Source organism: Pseudomonas kitaguniensis (assembly GCF_009296165.1).
GTDB classification, from domain to species: Bacteria; Pseudomonadota; Gammaproteobacteria; order Pseudomonadales; family Pseudomonadaceae; genus Aquipseudomonas; species Aquipseudomonas kitaguniensis.
On record NZ_VUAZ01000088.1, the window covers coordinates 1 to 16,079 of the forward strand.

Sequence of the window (16,079 nt, forward strand, 5' to 3'; positions counted from 1 at the left end):
GCAAGCCCGCTCGCCACAGTACGCCCGATCGCCACAGTACCGAAGGAGTGCCAATGACATTGACCGTCAACACCCTGCTTGAACTGGCCATGGCCAACCCCGTCAACGCTGAAATTATCGCGCGCCTGCCGGACCTCGGTGTGGACCAGTGCATGCTGACGGCGGGCTGTCTGTTCCAGGCGGTGTGGAACCACCAATCGAATCTGCCCGCCGCTCAGGGCGTGAAGGACTACGACGTTTTTTACTTCGACACCGACCTGTCCTGGGAGGCGGAAGACAAAGTAATCCGCGCGCCGACCGGCTGTTTCAGGATTTGGGCGTCAACGTTGAGGTCAAGAACCAGGCGCGCGTTCACCTTTGGTACGCTGAGCGCTTTGGTCGGCCTTACGCCCAACTGCACTCGGCTAAACAGGGGGTTGACCGTTATTTGGTGGCCGGTACGTGCATCGGGCTGGAGATTGCGACGGGCGAGGTCTACGCGCCGTTTGGTTTGGACGATGTGGACCAAGGCCTGCTGCGCATCAACCCCAACCACCGCGAGCCTGCGTTGTTTGACCAGAAGGCGCGCAGCTATCAGGCGCGCTGGCCGTGGCTGAGGATTGTGCCGCCGGATTAATCGTCGACGTTTTGCGTGAACTTTTGCCTGCCTCTTGCACGTCCAAGCTTCAAACGAACCGCCAAGGACCCGCCATGACCTTCTTTATCTTCCTGCTCGCCTGCGCCGCCGCCGCCAGCACCGGCATTATCTTCAAGCCAGGCGCCTGGTATGAAGCGCTGATCAAGCCGAGCTTTACGCCGCCTAATTGGTTGTTCCCGGTCGCGTGGTCGATCATTTACCTGCTGCTCGCGTGGGCCGGCTATCGCTTGAGCCTGATCCCGGGCAGCCAAACGGTAATGGCTTTGTGGGCGGCGCAAATCGCCCTGAACACCCTGTGGACACCGGTGTTTTTTGGCGCGCATCACGTGCTCGCCGGCATGGTGATTATTCTGCTGCTGTGGCTCACCGTCGCGGCCATGGTGGTATTGGCCGTGCGCCTGGACCTGATTACCGGGTTGATTCTGTTCCCCTACCTGGCGTGGCTGTGTGTGGCGGCGGCGTTGAATTTCTCGATCCTGCGCAATAACCGCTGATGGCTTACACACAGTGGCCTGCCAGTGAGCCAGAACTGGCGCAGATGCGGCAATTGAATAAAAAACTCGCGTGGTTGCCGCGCTTTAAAATCCGCAACCGCGTCACGCCACGCTTGATTCAGGCGCTGTTGCGGGCCAGTCAAACGCTCAAAAAGGCGCCTGCTGTGCAAACCCGCCGGGTCGGTGTGGGCGGCGTTCAAGTGCCGGTGCGCATTCTGCGGCCGCAGGGCAAGGCCAAAGGCGTGGTGCTCGACATTCACGGCGGCGGCTGGGTGATCGGCAATGCGCAGATGGACGATGACCTCAACCTTGGCATGCTCAACGCGTGCGACGTGGCGGTGGTGTCGGTGGATTATCGGCTAGCGGTTAACACGCCGGTTGAAGGGCTGATGGAAGACTGCCTGGCTGCCGCACGTTGGCTGCTGGGTAGCGATGAGTTTGCCGGCCTGCCGGTGATCGTCGTCGGTGAATCGGCTGGCGGGCACTTGGCGGCGGCGACGTTGCTGGCGCTCAAGCAATGGCCTGACTTGCTCAAACGGGTCAGCGGCGCGGTGTTGTATTACGGTGTTTACGACTTGAGCGGTACGCCAAGCGTACGCGCAGCCGGGCCGCACACGTTGTTGCTGGATGGCCCCGGCATGGTCGAGGCGCTGCGCCTGCTGACGCCGGGGTTGACCGATGAAGCGCGTCGCCAGCCGCCGTTGTCACCGTTGTATGGCGACTTTACCGGGCTGCCGCCGGCACTGATGTTTGTGGGCGAGTTGGACCCGCTAAAGGATGACACGCTGCTGATCGCCGAGCGATGGGGCGCCGTTGCGCAGGTGGAAGCGCACCTGTTGCCGGAGTCTGCGCATGGGTTTATTCACTTCCCCGTGGCGATGGCGGCTCAGGTGCTGGCTTATAGCCAAACATGGATCACGGCGCGGACGCGCGGCTGACCCATTAATTGTGGGAGCGGGCTTGCTCGCGATTGCGCTGTGTCAGTTGAAAAATACTTACCTGACACACCGCAATCGCGAGCAGGCCCGCTCCCACAGTTGACTGCGTTCGGCTTTAAAACGGGACTGTTTCATCAGCTAGTTGGGGCGCAGCCGCAAGATCAGCGCGCCGTCAAACGGGTCGCTCAGGTAATGCGCCTGCACTCCAAACGTGTCCAGCAACCGCTGCGGTGTCAGCACCTCCAGCGGCTTGCCGAGTGCCACCAACCGGCCCTTGTCCAGCACGGCCAAGCGATCGCAGGTCAACGCTTGATTGAGGTCATGCAACGCAATCAAGGTGGTCACGGGCAAGGCGTGCACGCCTTTCAAAATCCCCAGTTGGTGCTGAATATCCAGGTGGTTGGTCGGTTCATCCAGCAGCAAAATCTGCGGCCGTTGCGCCAGTGCGCGGGCGATGTGCACGCGTTGGCGTTCACCCCCGGAAAGGCTGTGCCAGGCACGGCTGCTCAAGTGCGTGGCGTCGACGTCGTGCAGGGCTTGGCGCACGATGGCGTCGTCAGCGCTGGACCACGGGCTGAGCGCCGACAGCCACGGCGTGCGGCCCAAGGCCACGGCGTCGAACACGCGGATGGCGTCGCAGGTGTCGGCTTGTTGCTCCACCACTGCGAGCGTTTGCGCAATCGCGCGGCGCGACAATGCACGCAGGCGCTGGCCGCCCAGTTGTACTTCGCCGGCCGCAGGCGTGCGCAAACCCGCGAGCAGTTTCAGCAAGGTGGATTTGCCGGAGCCGTTCGGGCCGACAATGCCCAAGGTTTCGCCGCGCTGAACCTCCAGGTGAATGTCACGCAGCAACGCGGTCTCACGCACCTTGAAGCCCAGCCCGTGGCAGCTCAGTACCGGCGCGCTCATCGGGCGTTTCTCCGGCCGATCAAAATCAGTGCAAACACTGGGGCGCCGACCAGTGCGGTGACCACGCCCACCGGAATCACCTGGCCTTTGACCAACGTGCGCGACAGCACATCGGCGGCAATCAAAAACAACGCGCCGCCCAAGGCGCTGGCCGGCAGCAATCGCGAATGCCCGGTGCCGAGCAGCAGTCGCGCGGCGTGCGGGATCACCAGGCCGACAAAGCCGATGGAGCCGACAATCGACACCATCACCGCCGTGACCAACGCCGCGCAGCCCACCAGCACAATTTGCACACGCCGCACCGGGATGCCCAGTGAAGCCGCCGAGTCTGTGCCGAAGGTAAACGCATCCAGCGCGCGACGGTGCCACAGGCAAACCGCCAAGCCCGCGACCGCCACCGGCACCGCCAGCCACACGGAAGGCCAGCGCACGCCGCTGAGGTTGCCGAGCAGCCAGAACATGATGCCGCGTGCCTGCTCGGAGCTGGCCGACTTGGTGATCAGGAACGCCGTAAGGGCGTTGAACAGCTGCGAGCCGGCGATGCCCGCCAAAATAACCTGCCCGGTGGCGCTGGACGAACCGCTCACGCGCGCCAGCAAAATCACCAGTGCAAAGGCTGCCATGGCGCCAGCAAATGCACCGGCCGACAACGAAATCAAACCGCCGCCGATGCCGATCAACGCCACCAGTACCGCACCGGTCGAGGCGCCCGCACTGATGCCCAGCAAGTACGGATCGGCCAACGGGTTACGCAGCAACGATTGCAAAATCACCCCGCACGTGGCCAGCCCCGCGCCACAGGCTGCGGCCACCAGGGCGCGGGTCAGGCGGTAGTTCCACACCACGCCTTCGTCGATCGGGTCGAGCACGTAACCCGCCGCCCACAGTTTGTTGGCGAGCACCTGCAACACCACCTGCGGTTCGATGTTGGTTTCGCCGATGGCTGCCCCGGCGAGTACGGCGATCAACAGCAGCGCCAGGGCGAGTAGGCTGCGTATCATTTGCGCAGGTCGTAGCCGTCGATGGCGCTGGCCAGTTGTTCAAGGCCATCAAAGGTGCGCACGCTGGCCTGTAATGCGAGGGCGTCGAGGACGATGATGCGGTTGTTTTTCACGGCGTCCATGTTGCGCGTGACCGGGTCGCTGCGCAGGAAGGCGAGTTTCTTTTCATGGTCGTCAGCCGGGTAGCGGCGGCGATCCATGCGGGCGATGATCAGGAAGGTCGGGTTGGCCTTGGCGATGGTTTCCCAGCCGACGGCTGGCCACTCTTCGTCTGACTGCACCACGTTGTGCAGGCCCAGCGTTTGCAGCATGAACTCGGGAACGCCCTTGTGGCCGGCCACGTACGGGTCGCTGTTCAGCTCGGCGCTGGAGAACCACACCACTGCGCTGGCGTGTTTGAGGCCTTTGCTCTGCACGGTGGCGACGGCGTTGGCCAAGCGGGCCTTGAGCGCGTCAGTCAGTTGCTGGCCGCGCGCTTGTACGTCGAAAATCTCCGCCAGTTGGCTGATGCTCTTATAAACGGTGTCGATGCGGAACGGCGCCAGCCGCGTGCCGTCGGCGCCCACCAGGTTGTCCTTGGCTTCGCAGTCGGACGGCAGCAGGTAGGTCGGGATTTTCAGTTCGTGAAACTGCTCGCGGGTGCCGACCACGCCTTGCGGGCCAACCACCCATTCCAGCTCCGCGGCCACCAGTTGCGGGCGCTTGGCGATCACCGCTTCGAAGCTTGGCTCGTTGTCGGCCAAGCGTTCGATGCTGTCGTTCTGCGCCTTGAATGGCGGCGATACGCTGTTGAACCACAGCGAGGTGCCAACCACTTTATCGCCCACGCCCAGGGCGTAGAGCATTTCGGTGGCAGACTGGCCGATGGTCACACTGCGCGCGGGCGCCTGCTCGAAGGTCAGCGTGCTGCCGCAGTTCTGCAGCGTCAGCGGGTAGGTGGTGGCGTGGGCCAGGGCGCAGAAACCCATGCCGGTGATCAAGGCTGTGACGCGTAACAGCATGGCGCAATCTCCGTGTGAACCGTAGGCGAAGCAGGGGAGGTACGGCTTGGAAATACGCCCTTGAAGGCTGCAGGTTTTGCAGGGCAAGGAGGTCCTTCCCGGACACCCCGCCGGTTAGTCTTTTTTGCTTGGCCGGCAGGTCTCCTGACTGATGCGTCGCGGCCTTGCTCACGCCTTCCCGGACGCGGTCCAGTGGCAGTTGGGAGCAGGCTCGGCATCTACAGTTGCGGGGGCAGTTCCGATTGGCGCGGTGTACCGCGCGTTGGATTCCCTGTTAGTCCCGTTTGGGAACCGGCGCGGTATGGTAGTCGATTGCGCGGGCGCGGGCGAACCTGATGTAAGGCATCGTGGATGCCTTACCGGTTGGCGCGGTTAAACACGAATATCCGCAGGGCCGTGGATAAGCGCTTCAATGCGTGTGCCGGTGGCGCGCTCCTCGTTGCTGAACCCGTCGTAGTCGGCCAGGTTGGCAAAACGGATACCGGTCAGTTGCTCTATCTGAATCACGCTGCGCTGGTAGGTTCTGAGCTGGCCAAATATCAGGTCAAGCTCACCCAGCTCGCGGCTTTGGTCAATCATGTAAGCGCTGGCGGATGGCTTGCCGTCGTCGCTGAGGTAGGCGACCACTTTCCAAAATGCTTTGGGGATTTTAACCCCACGGTACACGCGGTCGTCGTCAGCCAACACTGGCCCGGTAAACACCGTTGCGCGTGCTTTCCAGCGGCGGGTGTTATCAAGGATGTAGTCCTCAAGTTCCAGCCAGGTCTTTTGGTTGAAGGCGCTCATCTGCGGCGAGCAGTTGGTGAAATGGAAGGTGTCGGCGTTGGCGGTTTTCGCCTCCTCGCCCCAATTGGGGTCTTGTCGGCGCACCAGGTGGCCGCGGTCCAGGCCATTGCTGGTGTAAAGCTCTTCGCCTATCTGGGCGGTGATGGGCAAACGGCCATCGTATGCCCAGACGTCATTGCTGCGAATAATATCGACCTGCTGGCCCCCGTCGATATTGACGCCCACGTAAAGCGCCAGGCGCCGCGAACGCGACATCGTCACCGAGAAATGCGTGTAGTCCAGACGCTCCCCGCCGCCTTCCAGCGGCTGCACATCCTCGGCGATTGAATCAGCCACCGTGGGCCACGGCACCGCAAAGCTGCCGAGAAAGTCTTGCGCATAACCGCGCCGGTTCTGCAGCTCTTTGGCCTTGGTGACACGTGGTTGGGACGCGCGGGCCTCAAGGTTGGCGATTGCCGGGTTGGCCGCGATCAGCGGGCGCAGATCGGCGAGTCTGGGGCGGTGTAACAGGTCGACAGTGGCTTTACGGGCGGGCATCGGACGTTCCTCACGGGGCTCGAATCCACACAACTGCAACATAATTTGATGACATTAATGGGTACACATAGCCATCGGCCGACTACCCTGAAAGAACCACCCGAACAGTAGTCATTCGCAAAAATGGAGTCAGCCAATGTGTGTTCGCCACCCCCGCAACCCGGTTTTCTGCTTGATCCCGCCTTATATTCTTGAGCAAATCATGCGCAACGGTGACAAGGCTCAACGCGAAATTGCCTTGCGTACACGCGCTAAAGACAGCACGTTCCGATCATTACGCATGGCCGCGGTGCCGGCCAAAGGCCAGGCGCGCATGCTGCTGGCTGCGGGGGCGAGCAAACGGCGCTCGATCTACAGCGCCGACGGCAGCGAAGCACTGCCGGGCACCCTGATGCGCGGCGAAGGCCAGCCAGCCAAGGGTGACGCAGCGGTCGACGAGGCCTACGATGGGTTGGGCGCCACGTTCGATTTTTTCGACGAGGTGTTCGACCGCAATTCCATCGACGATGCCGGTATGGCGCTGGACGCTACCGTGCACTTTGGCAAGAATTACAACAACGCTTTCTGGAATTCGACCCAGATGGTTTTTGGTGATGGGGATGGGCAGTTATTCAACCGGTTCACCATCGCGCTCGAAGTGATCGGCCATGAGTTGACGCATGGCGTCACCGAGGATGAGGCCAAGCTGATGTATTTTAATCAGTCGGGCGCGTTGAACGAGTCCGTGTCGGACGTGTTCGGCTCACTGATCAAGCAATATGCGTTGAAGGAAAAAGCCCAGGACGCCGATTGGTTGGTCGGCAAAGGGCTGTTTACCCCAAAAATCAACGGCGTCGCGCTGCGCTCGATGAAGGCCCCCGGCACCGCGTTTGACGACAAACTGTTGGGCAAGGACCCGCAGCCGGGGCATATGGATGATTTTGTGCACACCTACGACGACAATGGCGGCGTGCATATTAATTCCGGTATCCCCAACCATGCGTTCTATCAAGTCGCCACCAGGATTGGCGGTTTCGCCTGGGAGAAAGCCGGGCGTATCTGGTATGACACCTTGCGTGATTCGCGGCTGCGGCCGAACTCGGGTTTTTTGCGTTTTGCACGCATCACCCACGATATTGCCGGTCAACTTTACGGTGTGAACAAGGCGGAGCAGAAGGCGGTCAAGGAAGGCTGGGCGGCGGTTGGCATTAATGTCTGACACACCACTTGGGCAATGAGGTATAGCCATGCAAATTTCGATCAAGGAAAACGGCGGCCCGGCGTTTTTTCCGGGTTTGGCTAAACCTCGTACGGTGCGCCTGGACGCGCTGCCCGAGCCGGACCAGCAGGAATTGCGGCAACTGATCGAAGCCTCAAACTTCTTTCAGTTGCCGCAAAGCACAGCCCCGGACCGCTGCAAGCCAGGCCAGGTGCATTACACCCTGACCGTCACCGAAGGCGAGCGTGAACACACGGTGTGCATGGAGGCACCGGTGAAATCGCAGGCACTGGACGGGCTGGTGCAGTGCGTGAGGCGGCACATTCGCAGCTGACGCCGTGTCGCCACGGCGCTTGGCTTAGGTGCGGTCCAGCCACACCGTTTGCGCGTTGCAGAATTCGCGCACACCAAAGTGCGACAGTTCACGCCCGAACCCGCTCTTTTTCACACCGCCAAAGGCCACACGCGGGTCGGACACGCTGAAGGCATTGACGAACACGCCGCCGGTTTCCAACTGGTTAGCGATGTCGCGTGCCTTCGCCGAATCAGTGGTGAAGATACTGGCCGTCAGGCCGAACTCACTGTCGTTGGCCAGGGCCACCGCGTGGTCGGCGTCGCGGGCGGTGATGATCGAGGCCACCGGGCCAAACAGCTCCTGTTTGAACGAGGTCATTTGGTCGGTGACATTCGTCAGCACGGTCGGTGCATAGTAATTGCCGGCGCCGGGTACTTTGTCGCCGCCCAGCAGCAGGCTCGCGCCTTCTTCCAGGGTGGCCTGCACCTGGCCGTGCAACTCGTCGCGCAGGTCAAAGCGGGCCATGGGGCCGATGTAAGTGCGGGTGGCGGTCGGGTCGCCCATTACCAGCGCGCGGCTGGCTTCAAGGAATTTAGCGGTGAACGCTTCGACCACGCCGGCTTCGATGATCAGGCGTTTGGCGGCGGCGCAGACTTGGCCGCTGTTCTGGAAGCGGCCGATCACCGCGGCCTGCACGGCGGCGTCGAGGTCGGCGTCATTGAGTACGATAAACGGGTCGGAGCCGCCCAGTTCGAGCACGCATTTTTTCAACGCGGCGCCCGCCTGCGAGCCGATGGCCATGCCAGCGCGCACGCTGCCGGTGAGGGTGACGGCGGCGATGCGTGGGTCGGCGATGGCGTTGGACACGCCGTCCTGGGTCACGTTGAGCACTTCGAACAGGCCTTCAGCGAAGCCGGCTTTTTGGAACGCCGCTTTCATCAGGTACGCGCTGCCCATCACGTTTGGCGCATGTTTGAGCACATAAGTATTGCCGGCGAGCAGGGTCGGCACGGCGCCGCGCAGCACTTGCCATACCGGAAAATTCCACGGCATTACGGCGAGTATCGGGCCTAGCGGGCGGTATTCGATGTGCGCAGTGCCGTTGTCCACCTGGGTCGGTTCCGGCGCAAGCATGGCCGGGCCGTGGGCGGCGTACCATTCGCTGAGGTGTGCGCATTTTTCGATTTCGGCACGCGCCTGAGCGATGGGCTTGCCCATTTCCAGGGTGATCATTTGCGCCATTTCTTCGGCTTGCTCACGCAGCGCACCGGCCAGGGCCAAGAGCAATTCGGCGCGCTGGCTGACCGGCTGGCGGCGCCAGGTGCGGAATGCGCCGGTGGCGCGGTTGAGCGTCGCGTCCAGTTGCGCCTCGGTTTCGTAGGGGTAGCTGCTGACGGTTTCGCCGTTGGCGGGGTTGATCGATAAAGCGTGGGTCTGCTGAGAAATAGCGTTCATGGCACCGTCCTGCTGAATGAGTGGAATGGAGTCAGCCTACGGGGGTGCATGTTTTCTGGAAACTGAATAATATTAAGCAATACGTTCACGATTGGAGAATGACTTGGACCTGGTGCAGCTGGAAATCTTCAAGGCCGTTGCCGAGCAAGGCAGCATCAGCGCCGCCGCGCAGTTGATTCACCGCGTGCCGTCGAACCTGACCACGCGCATCAAGCAACTGGAGGAGGACTTGGGCGTGCAATTGTTTATCCGCGAGAAGAGCCGCCTGCGGCTGTCGCCAGCCGGGTGGAATTTCCTCGGCTACACGCGGCGTATTCTCGACCTGGTGCAAGAAGCCCGCGCGACGGTGGCGGGGGATGAGCCTCAGGGCGCATTCGCGTTGGGGTCACTGGAGAGCACGGCGGCGGTGCGAATTCCCGCGTTGCTCGCGGCTTACAACCAAAAACACACCAAGGTCGAGCTGGACCTGAGCACCGGGCCGTCGGGTACGATGATCGAAGGCGTGTTATCGGGGCGGCTGGCGGCGGCGTTCGTCGATGGCCCGGTGTTGCATGCGACGCTGGAAGGGGTGGCGGTGTTTGAAGAGGAAATGGTGGTGATCGCACCGCTGCATCACGCGCCCATTACCCGCGGCCAGGATGTGGCGGGGGAGAGCATTTACACCTTTCGTTCCAATTGCTCGTACCGGCATCACTTCGAGCGCTGGTTTTCACAGGACGGTGCGGTGCCGGGCAAAATCTGCGAGATGGAGTCTTACCACGCATGCTCGCCTGCGTCAGTGCAGGCGCCGGCCTGGCGCTGATGCCGCGCAGCATGCTGGAAAGCATGCCGGGGTTTACCGCGGTAAGTGTGTGGCCGTTGGCCGACAATTTTCGCACGTTGCACACGTGGCTGATCTGGCGCCGGGGCACCGTGTCGCAGAGTTTGAACAGCTTTGTGAAGTTGCTTGAGGAACGGGGTCTGGAAACCCCATAAAACGCCTGTGGGCGTGTGTTCAGCCGCCGAACTGAAAGGTGCCCATTGCCAGCTTGGCCATTATCGCGGTCGCGCCCAATTGCACCAGCCACAAGGCCAATCCGCCGAGGAACACCCCGAGCGCCACTTGCAGCACCAGGCTTTTCTGGCGCTTGGGTTGCGGCGCGCGCGGGGTAAAGTCGTGCAGTTCGTCGCGGTCGGCACGCAGGTCCAGGTCGTCGTCTCTCATAGGGCTCTCACAGCAAAGGGGCAGTCGGGGGTTCAGTCTAACGGGTTGTTGTGGCCCACAACAAAAAAAGGGGAAGCCATTGGCTTCCCCTTCGTACAGCCTTGCAGGCTTACAGCACTTGAACAATCGCCTGGGTCACAGCACCAATGTTCGACTGGTTCAGCGCCGCCACACAAATACGCCCGGTGTCGAGCGCGTAGATACCAAACTCGCTGCGCAAGCGCGTCACTTGCTCAACGCTCAGGCCGGAGTAGGAGAACATCCCGCGCTGGCGGCCGACGAAGCTGAAGTCGTGGCCCGGTGCGGCCTTGGCCAGTTCGGCGACCATCTGCTCGCGCATGCCACGGATGCGCAGGCGCATTTCGGCCAGTTCGGCTTCCCACTGGGCGCGCAGCTCGGGGTTGTTCAACACCGCCGCCACGATCGCTGCACCGTGGGTGGGCGGGTTGGAGTAGTTGGTGCGGATCACACGCTTGACCTGCGACAGGATACGCGCGCTTTCTTCTTTGGATTCGCTGACGATCGACAGCGCGCCCACGCGTTCGCCGTACAGCGAGAACGACTTGGAGAACGAGCTGGACACAAAGAAGGTCAGGCCCGATTCAGCGAACAGGCGCACGGCAGCGGCGTCTTCGTGGATGCCGTCGCCAAAGCCTTGATAGGCCATGTCGAGGAACGGCACCAGGTTCTTCGCCTTGACCACATTCAGCACGTCTTGCCAGTCGGCCGGGCTCAGGTCGACGCCGGTTGGGTTATGGCAGCAGGCGTGCAGCACCACGATGGACTGTGGCGGCAGGGCGTTGAGGTCTTCGAGCAGGCCGGCACGGTTGACGTCGTGGGTGGCAGCATCGTAGTAGCGATAGTTCTGCACCGGGAAACCGGCGGTTTCGAACAGCGCGCGGTGGTTTTCCCAGCTCGGGTCGCTGATGGCCACCACGGCGTTCGGCAGCAGTTGCTTGAGGAAGTCGGCGCCGATTTTCAGCGCGCCGGTGCCGCCCACGGCTTGGGCAGTGATCACGCGGCCAGCGCTCAGCAGCGGCGAGTCAGCACCGAACAGCAGCGTTTGCACGGCTTGGTCGTAAGCCACGATGCCGTCGATCGGCAGGTAGCCACGGGCGGCGTGTTGCGCCACGCGAACGGCTTCCGCTTCGGCAACGGCACGCAAGAGTGGAATCTTCCCCTCTTCGTTGCAGTAAACGCCCACGCCAAGGTTGACCTTGGTGGTTCGTGTGTCGGCGTTGAATGCTTCGTTGAGGCCCAGGATTGGATCGCGTGGTGCCATTTCGACAGCGGAGAACAGGCTCATTTTTGCGGCAGCTCTATGGGGGAAGGGAGGGACGTGTCGCGCTCCAGCCGAATGCACTAGAGCGGTGCACAAACGGGGAGCTAGTATAAAGGCCCGCACCGCGCAGGGCGACCACCGAAACGGATTTTAGGCCAAGTTTTTCGGTTTATTTGCCGACGGTTAGCCTCACTGCCACCTTGATCGTAGACGGCAAGTAGGACGATTGCCTTGAAACCCGTCACATTCGCCTCCACTTCTACAGCTATCATGGTTTTTTCCTGCAACCTGCGATGACTATTCGCGGGTCGCTGAGCTTTTTTCGTCCTCGGCGGTGTCCAGCCTGGGGTGACTTGAAAGAGGTACGTTATGTCGGATTTCCAGCTCGTCACCCGTTTTGAACCCGCCGGCGATCAACCCGAAGCCATTCGCCAGATGGTCGAAGGCATCGAAGCCGGCCTGGCGCATCAGACGCTGCTCGGGGTGACCGGGTCGGGCAAGACCTTCAGCATCGCCAACGTGATTGCGCAGATTAACCGCCCCACGCTGGTGCTGGCGCCGAACAAAACCCTGGCTGCGCAGCTTTACGGCGAGTTCAAGGCGTTCTTCCCGAACAACGCGGTGGAGTATTTCGTTTCTTATTACGACTACTACCAGCCCGAAGCCTATGTGCCGTCTTCCGATACTTTTATCGAGAAGGATGCGTCGATCAACGACCACATCGAGCAGATGCGGTTGTCGGCGACCAAGGCGTTGCTGGAGCGCAAAGACGCGATCATCGTGACCACGGTGTCGTGCATCTATGGCTTGGGCAGCCCGGAAACCTATTTGAAGATGGTGCTGCACGTCGACCGCGGCGACAAACTCGACCAGCGCGAACTGCTGCGCCGCCTGACCAGTTTGCAGTACACGCGCAACGACATGGACTTCGCCCGTGCGACCTTCCGTGTGCGCGGCGATGTGATCGACATCTACCCGGCGGAATCCGACCTGGAAGCGATCCGCATCGAGCTGTTTGACGATGAAGTCGAGAGCCTGTCGGCCTTCGACCCGTTGACCGGCGAAGTCATCCGCAAGCTGCCACGCTTCACCTTCTACCCGAAAAGCCACTACGTGACCCCGCGTGAAACCCTGATGGGCGCCATCGAGGGCATCAAGGTCGAGTTGGCCGAACGCCTGGAATACCTGCGTTCCAATAACAAACTGGTAGAAGCCCAGCGCCTTGAGCAACGCACGCGCTTCGACCTGGAGATGATCCTCGAACTGGGTTACTGCAACGGCATCGAAAACTATTCGCGCTACCTCTCGGGCCGCGAGTCCGGGGCGCCTCCGCCGACGCTTTACGATTACCTGCCGCCAGACGCCTTGCTGGTGATTGACGAGTCGCACGTCAGCGTGCCGCAAGTCGGCGCGATGTATAAGGGCGACCGTTCGCGTAAAGAGACGCTGGTGGAGTACGGCTTTCGTCTGCCGTCGGCGCTGGACAACCGGCCGATGCGCTTTGACGAGTGGGAAGCCATCAGCCCGCAGACGATTTTTGTGTCTGCTACGCCCGGCAACTATGAAGCCGAGCATGCCGGCCGTGTGATTGAGCAAGTGGTACGGCCGACTGGCCTGGTAGACCCGCAAATCGAGATCCGCCCGGCGTTGACGCAGGTGGACGACTTGCTGTCGGAAATCCACAAGCGTGTGGCGCTCGAAGAGCGCGTGCTGGTCACCACGCTGACCAAACGCATGTCCGAAGACTTGACCGACTACCTGGCCGACCACGGCGTGCGCGTGCGTTATTTGCACTCGGACATCGACACCGTGGAGCGCGTCGAGATTATCCGCGACCTGCGCCTCGGTACCTTTGACGTGTTGGTGGGGATCAACCTGCTGCGTGAAGGTTTGGACATGCCGGAAGTGTCGCTGGTGGCGATTCTGGATGCCGACAAGGAAGGCTTCCTGCGCTCCGAGCGTTCGCTGATCCAGACCATCGGCCGTGCGGCGCGTAACCTCAATGGTCGGGCGATTCTCTACGCCGACCGCATCACCGGCTCCATGGAGCGCGCGATTGGCGAGACCGATCGGCGGCGCGACAAGCAGATCGCGTTTAACCTGGCCAATGGCATTACCCCAAAGGGTGTGTTCAAGGACGTCGCCGACATCATGGAAGGCGCCACCGTGCCTGGCTCGCGCAGCAAGAAGCGCAAAGGCATGGCCAAGGCCGCCGAAGAGAGCGCCAAGTACGAAAACGAGCTGCGTTCGCCGAGTGAGATCACCAAGCGTATCCGCCAGTTGGAAGAGAAGATGTACCAGTTGGCGCGCGATCTTGAGTTTGAGGCGGCGGCGCAAACGCGTGACGAGATCGGCAAGTTGCGTGAGCGCTTGTTGGCCGTTTGATCTGCGCTGACCGGGCTTGCCGTATCGCGAGCAAGCCCGCTCCCACACTGTGACCGTGTTCACCCGCGCTGGAGCCTGACCACCTGGGGCTGTTACCATTCGCCCCTTGTTTGAATTTTCAGCTTTATCGCCCATTCGAGACCTGCCATGACCACCGTCCGCACGCGCATTGCGCCATCGCCTACTGGGGATCCCCACGTCGGTACTGCTTACATCGCCCTGTTCAACTACTGCTTTGCCAAGCAGCACGGCGGTGAATTCATCCTGCGGATCGAAGACACTGACCAGGTGCGTTCCACCCGTGAGTCGGAACAGCAGATCTTCGACGCCTTGCGCTGGTTGGGCATTACCTGGGCGGAAGGCCCGGACGTAGGCGGCCCGCACGGCCCGTATCGTCAAAGCGAACGCAGCGACATCTATAAGCAGTACACCCAGCAACTGGTCGACATGGGCCATGCGTTCCCGTGTTTCTGCACCAGCGAAGAGTTGGACCAGATGCGCGCCGAGCAACAGGCGCGTGGCGAAACCCCGCGTTACGATGGCCGCGCATTGCTGTTGTCGCCCGAAGAAGTGGCGCAGCGCCTGGCCGCCGGCGAACCGCATGTGATCCGCATGAAGGTGCCGAGCGAGGGCGTGTGCGTGGTGCCGGACATGCTGCGCGGTGACGTCGAGATCCCGTGGGACCGCATGGACATGCAAGTGCTGATGAAGACCGACGGTCTGCCGACGTACTTTCTGGCCAACGTGGTCGACGACCACCTGATGGGCATCACTCATGTACTGCGCGGCGAAGAATGGCTGCCGTCGGCGCCAAAACTGATCCTGCTCTACGAGTACTTCGGCTGGGAACAACCGCAACTGTGCTACATGCCGCTGCTGCGTAACCCGGACAAGAGCAAGCTGTCCAAGCGCAAGAACCCAACCTCGGTGACCTTTTACGAGCGCATGGGCTTCATGCCCGAAGCGATGCTCAACTACCTGGGCCGCATGGGGTGGTCGATGCCGGACGAGCGCGAGAAGTTCTCGCTGCAGGAAATGGTCGACAACTTCGACTTGTCGCGCGTCTCCCTCGGCGGGCCGATCTTCGACATCGAGAAGCTGTCGTGGCTCAACGGCCAATGGCTGCGTGACCTGCCAGTGGACGAGTTCGCCAGCCGCGTGCAGCAGTGGGCGTTGAACCCCGAGTACATGATGAAGATTGCACCGCTGGTGCAGGGCAGGGTGGAGACGTTCAGCCAGGTCGCACCGTTGGCCAGCTTCTTCTTTGCCGGCGGCGTGAGCCCGGATGCCAAGCTGTTTGAATCGAAGAAACTCTCGGGCGATCAGGTTCGCCAGTTGATGCAGTTGATCTTGTGGAAGCTCGAAAGCCTGCGCCAGTGGGAGAAGGATGCGATCACCGCGACGATTCAGGCGGTGGTGGAGTCGCTGGAGCTGAAATTGCGCGATGCCATGCCGTTGATGTTTGCCGCGATCACCGGGCAGGCCAGTTCGGTGTCGGTACTTGATGCGATGGAAATTCTCGGCCCCGACCTGACGCGTTTCCGTCTGCGCCAAGCCCTTGATTTGCTTGGTGGTGTGTCGAAGAAAGAAAACAAGGAATGGGAAAAGCTGCTGGGCGCTATCGCTTAAGCAACGTGCTGTAACGATCAAACCCCGGTTTTCCGGGGTTTGATCGGTAAGTGATTGTTATCCCGGCAAAAAACTTTGAAAAATGTTGAAAATAAATTTGACAGCCTTCCAAAGCGCCATTAAGATTCGCCCCGTCCTCACCGATGAGGGGCTATAGCTCAGCTGGGAGAGCGCTTGCATGGCATGCAAGAGGTCAACGGTTCGATCCCGTTTAGCTCCACCAATTTGCACGTTCAAGGCCTGGCCACACGGGTTTTGAATTGATCAGATTTAATCTGGTCACGTTGTACAGAAGGTTTTGTCCCCTTCGTCTAGTGGCCTAGGACAC

At 61.3% G+C, this 16,079-nt stretch carries 14 protein-coding genes, 1 tRNA gene, 2 pseudogenes and 1 riboswitch; of the genes and pseudogenes, 9 read left to right on the top strand and 8 right to left on the bottom strand.

All coding sequences use genetic code 11. The features are described from left to right. On the bottom strand, positions 1-197 hold a 197-nt coding region (locus F0169_RS28170), incomplete at its 3' end, for a hypothetical protein (RefSeq protein ID WP_341869101.1). Here F0169_RS28170 and F0169_RS15525 point away from each other — a divergent pair. The 3 genes and pseudogenes from F0169_RS15525 (at position 114) to F0169_RS15535 (ending at position 2,069) form a co-directional block, all read left to right on the top strand. Next, positions 114-616 (top strand): annotated as a pseudogene (locus tag F0169_RS15525) (nucleotidyltransferase family protein). The gene F0169_RS28170 and the pseudogene F0169_RS15525 overlap by 84 nt on opposite strands. Before the next feature lie 74 nt (positions 617-690). Continuing rightward, positions 691-1,131, top strand: coding sequence for a tryptophan-rich sensory protein TspO (gene tspO / locus F0169_RS15530; protein ID WP_122250615.1), 441 nt, complete (start codon positions 691-693; stop codon positions 1,129-1,131). Next, positions 1,131-2,069 carry an alpha/beta hydrolase fold domain-containing protein gene (locus tag F0169_RS15535; RefSeq protein ID WP_152747004.1) on the top strand — a complete coding sequence of 313 codons (939 nt, stop codon included), beginning with the start codon at positions 1,131-1,133 and terminating at the stop codon, positions 2,067-2,069. The genes tspO and F0169_RS15535 overlap by 1 nt, the downstream gene beginning before the upstream one ends. A 138-nt stretch (positions 2,070-2,207) precedes the next feature. Here the strand turns inward: F0169_RS15535 and F0169_RS15540 are convergent, their stop codons facing one another. From F0169_RS15540 to F0169_RS15555, 4 genes are all read right to left on the bottom strand, one after another. Next, positions 2,208-2,978, bottom strand: coding sequence for an ABC transporter ATP-binding protein (locus F0169_RS15540; RefSeq protein ID WP_058411874.1), 771 nt, complete (start codon positions 2,976-2,978; stop codon positions 2,208-2,210). Beyond that, positions 2,975-3,979: a FecCD family ABC transporter permease gene (locus F0169_RS15545; protein WP_058411873.1), complete on the bottom strand. Its 1,005-nt coding sequence runs from the start codon at positions 3,977-3,979 to the stop codon at positions 2,975-2,977. The genes F0169_RS15540 and F0169_RS15545 overlap by 4 nt, the downstream gene beginning before the upstream one ends. Beyond that, positions 3,976-4,980 carry an ABC transporter substrate-binding protein gene (locus tag F0169_RS15550; protein WP_152747005.1) on the bottom strand — a complete coding sequence of 335 codons (1,005 nt, stop codon included), beginning with the start codon at positions 4,978-4,980 and terminating at the stop codon, positions 3,976-3,978. The genes F0169_RS15545 and F0169_RS15550 overlap by 4 nt, the downstream gene beginning before the upstream one ends. A gap of 117 nt (positions 4,981-5,097) precedes the next feature. After that, positions 5,098-5,291: riboswitch (cobalamin riboswitch) on the bottom strand. Between the two features lie 61 nt (positions 5,292-5,352). Beyond that, complete coding sequence (locus F0169_RS15555) at positions 5,353-6,303, bottom strand: DNA/RNA non-specific endonuclease (protein WP_152747006.1); 951 nt, start codon at positions 6,301-6,303, stop codon at positions 5,353-5,355. Positions 6,304-6,439: 136 nt separating this feature from the next. Between F0169_RS15555 and F0169_RS15560 the strand changes: the two genes are divergently transcribed. Continuing rightward, on the top strand, positions 6,440-7,501 hold the full coding sequence (locus F0169_RS15560; protein ID WP_058411870.1) for a M4 family metallopeptidase: 1,062 nt from the start codon (positions 6,440-6,442) through the stop codon (positions 7,499-7,501). 28 nt (positions 7,502-7,529) lie between these two features. Further along, complete coding sequence (locus tag F0169_RS15565; RefSeq protein WP_058411869.1) at positions 7,530-7,835, top strand: protealysin inhibitor emfourin; 306 nt, start codon at positions 7,530-7,532, stop codon at positions 7,833-7,835. A gap of 24 nt (positions 7,836-7,859) precedes the next feature. Here the strand turns inward: F0169_RS15565 and F0169_RS15570 are convergent, their stop codons facing one another. Continuing rightward, a complete protein-coding gene (locus F0169_RS15570) occupies positions 7,860-9,251 on the bottom strand; it encodes an aldehyde dehydrogenase family protein (protein ID WP_152747007.1) in 1,392 nt (463 codons plus the stop codon). A gap of 103 nt (positions 9,252-9,354) precedes the next feature. Here F0169_RS15570 and ptrR point away from each other — a divergent pair. After that, positions 9,355-10,226: pseudogene (gene ptrR / locus F0169_RS15575) on the top strand (putrescine utilization regulator PtrR). Positions 10,227-10,245: 19 nt separating this feature from the next. On the opposite strand, the gene F0169_RS15580 reads toward ptrR, so the two are convergent. Next, positions 10,246-10,455: a hypothetical protein gene (locus tag F0169_RS15580; RefSeq protein ID WP_058411866.1), complete on the bottom strand. Its 210-nt coding sequence runs from the start codon at positions 10,453-10,455 to the stop codon at positions 10,246-10,248. A 109-nt stretch (positions 10,456-10,564) separates the two neighbouring features. After that, complete coding sequence (locus tag F0169_RS15585; RefSeq protein ID WP_058411865.1) at positions 10,565-11,761, bottom strand: amino acid aminotransferase; 1,197 nt, start codon at positions 11,759-11,761, stop codon at positions 10,565-10,567. A gap of 345 nt (positions 11,762-12,106) precedes the next feature. Between F0169_RS15585 and uvrB the strand changes: the two genes are divergently transcribed. The 3 genes from uvrB (at position 12,107) to F0169_RS15600 (ending at position 15,974) form a co-directional block, all read left to right on the top strand. Next, positions 12,107-14,122 carry an excinuclease ABC subunit UvrB gene (gene uvrB, locus F0169_RS15590; RefSeq protein ID WP_058411864.1) on the top strand — a complete coding sequence of 672 codons (2,016 nt, stop codon included), beginning with the start codon at positions 12,107-12,109 and terminating at the stop codon, positions 14,120-14,122. Positions 14,123-14,269: 147 nt separating this feature from the next. After that, complete coding sequence (gltX, locus tag F0169_RS15595; RefSeq protein ID WP_058411863.1) at positions 14,270-15,751, top strand: glutamate--tRNA ligase; 1,482 nt, start codon at positions 14,270-14,272, stop codon at positions 15,749-15,751. A 147-nt stretch (positions 15,752-15,898) separates the two neighbouring features. Then, positions 15,899-15,974 (top strand) — tRNA-Ala (locus F0169_RS15600). Positions 15,975-16,079: the final 105 nt, after the last annotated feature.

Excerpts from the sequence above, each read along its gene's own strand:
- tspO (WP_122250615.1), top strand. The coding sequence starts at position 691 with ATGACCTTCTTTATCTTCCTGCTCGCCTGCGCCGCCGCCGCCAGCACC.
- F0169_RS15535 (WP_152747004.1), top strand. The coding sequence starts at position 1,131 with ATGGCTTACACACAGTGGCCTGCCAGTGAGCCAGAACTGGCGCAGATG.
- F0169_RS15540 (WP_058411874.1), bottom strand. The coding sequence starts at position 2,978 with ATGAGCGCGCCGGTACTGAGCTGCCACGGGCTGGGCTTCAAGGTGCGT.
- F0169_RS15545 (WP_058411873.1), bottom strand. The coding sequence starts at position 3,979 with ATGATACGCAGCCTACTCGCCCTGGCGCTGCTGTTGATCGCCGTACTC.
- F0169_RS15550 (WP_152747005.1), bottom strand. The coding sequence starts at position 4,980 with ATGCTGTTACGCGTCACAGCCTTGATCACCGGCATGGGTTTCTGCGCC.
- F0169_RS15555 (WP_152747006.1), bottom strand. The coding sequence starts at position 6,303 with ATGCCCGCCCGTAAAGCCACTGTCGACCTGTTACACCGCCCCAGACTC.
- F0169_RS15560 (WP_058411870.1), top strand. The coding sequence starts at position 6,440 with ATGTGTGTTCGCCACCCCCGCAACCCGGTTTTCTGCTTGATCCCGCCT.
- F0169_RS15565 (WP_058411869.1), top strand. The coding sequence starts at position 7,530 with ATGCAAATTTCGATCAAGGAAAACGGCGGCCCGGCGTTTTTTCCGGGT.
- F0169_RS15570 (WP_152747007.1), bottom strand. The coding sequence starts at position 9,251 with ATGAACGCTATTTCTCAGCAGACCCACGCTTTATCGATCAACCCCGCC.
- F0169_RS15580 (WP_058411866.1), bottom strand. The coding sequence starts at position 10,455 with ATGAGAGACGACGACCTGGACCTGCGTGCCGACCGCGACGAACTGCAC.
- F0169_RS15585 (WP_058411865.1), bottom strand. The coding sequence starts at position 11,761 with ATGAGCCTGTTCTCCGCTGTCGAAATGGCACCACGCGATCCAATCCTG.
- uvrB (WP_058411864.1), top strand. The coding sequence starts at position 12,107 with ATGTCGGATTTCCAGCTCGTCACCCGTTTTGAACCCGCCGGCGATCAA.
- gltX (WP_058411863.1), top strand. The coding sequence starts at position 14,270 with ATGACCACCGTCCGCACGCGCATTGCGCCATCGCCTACTGGGGATCCC.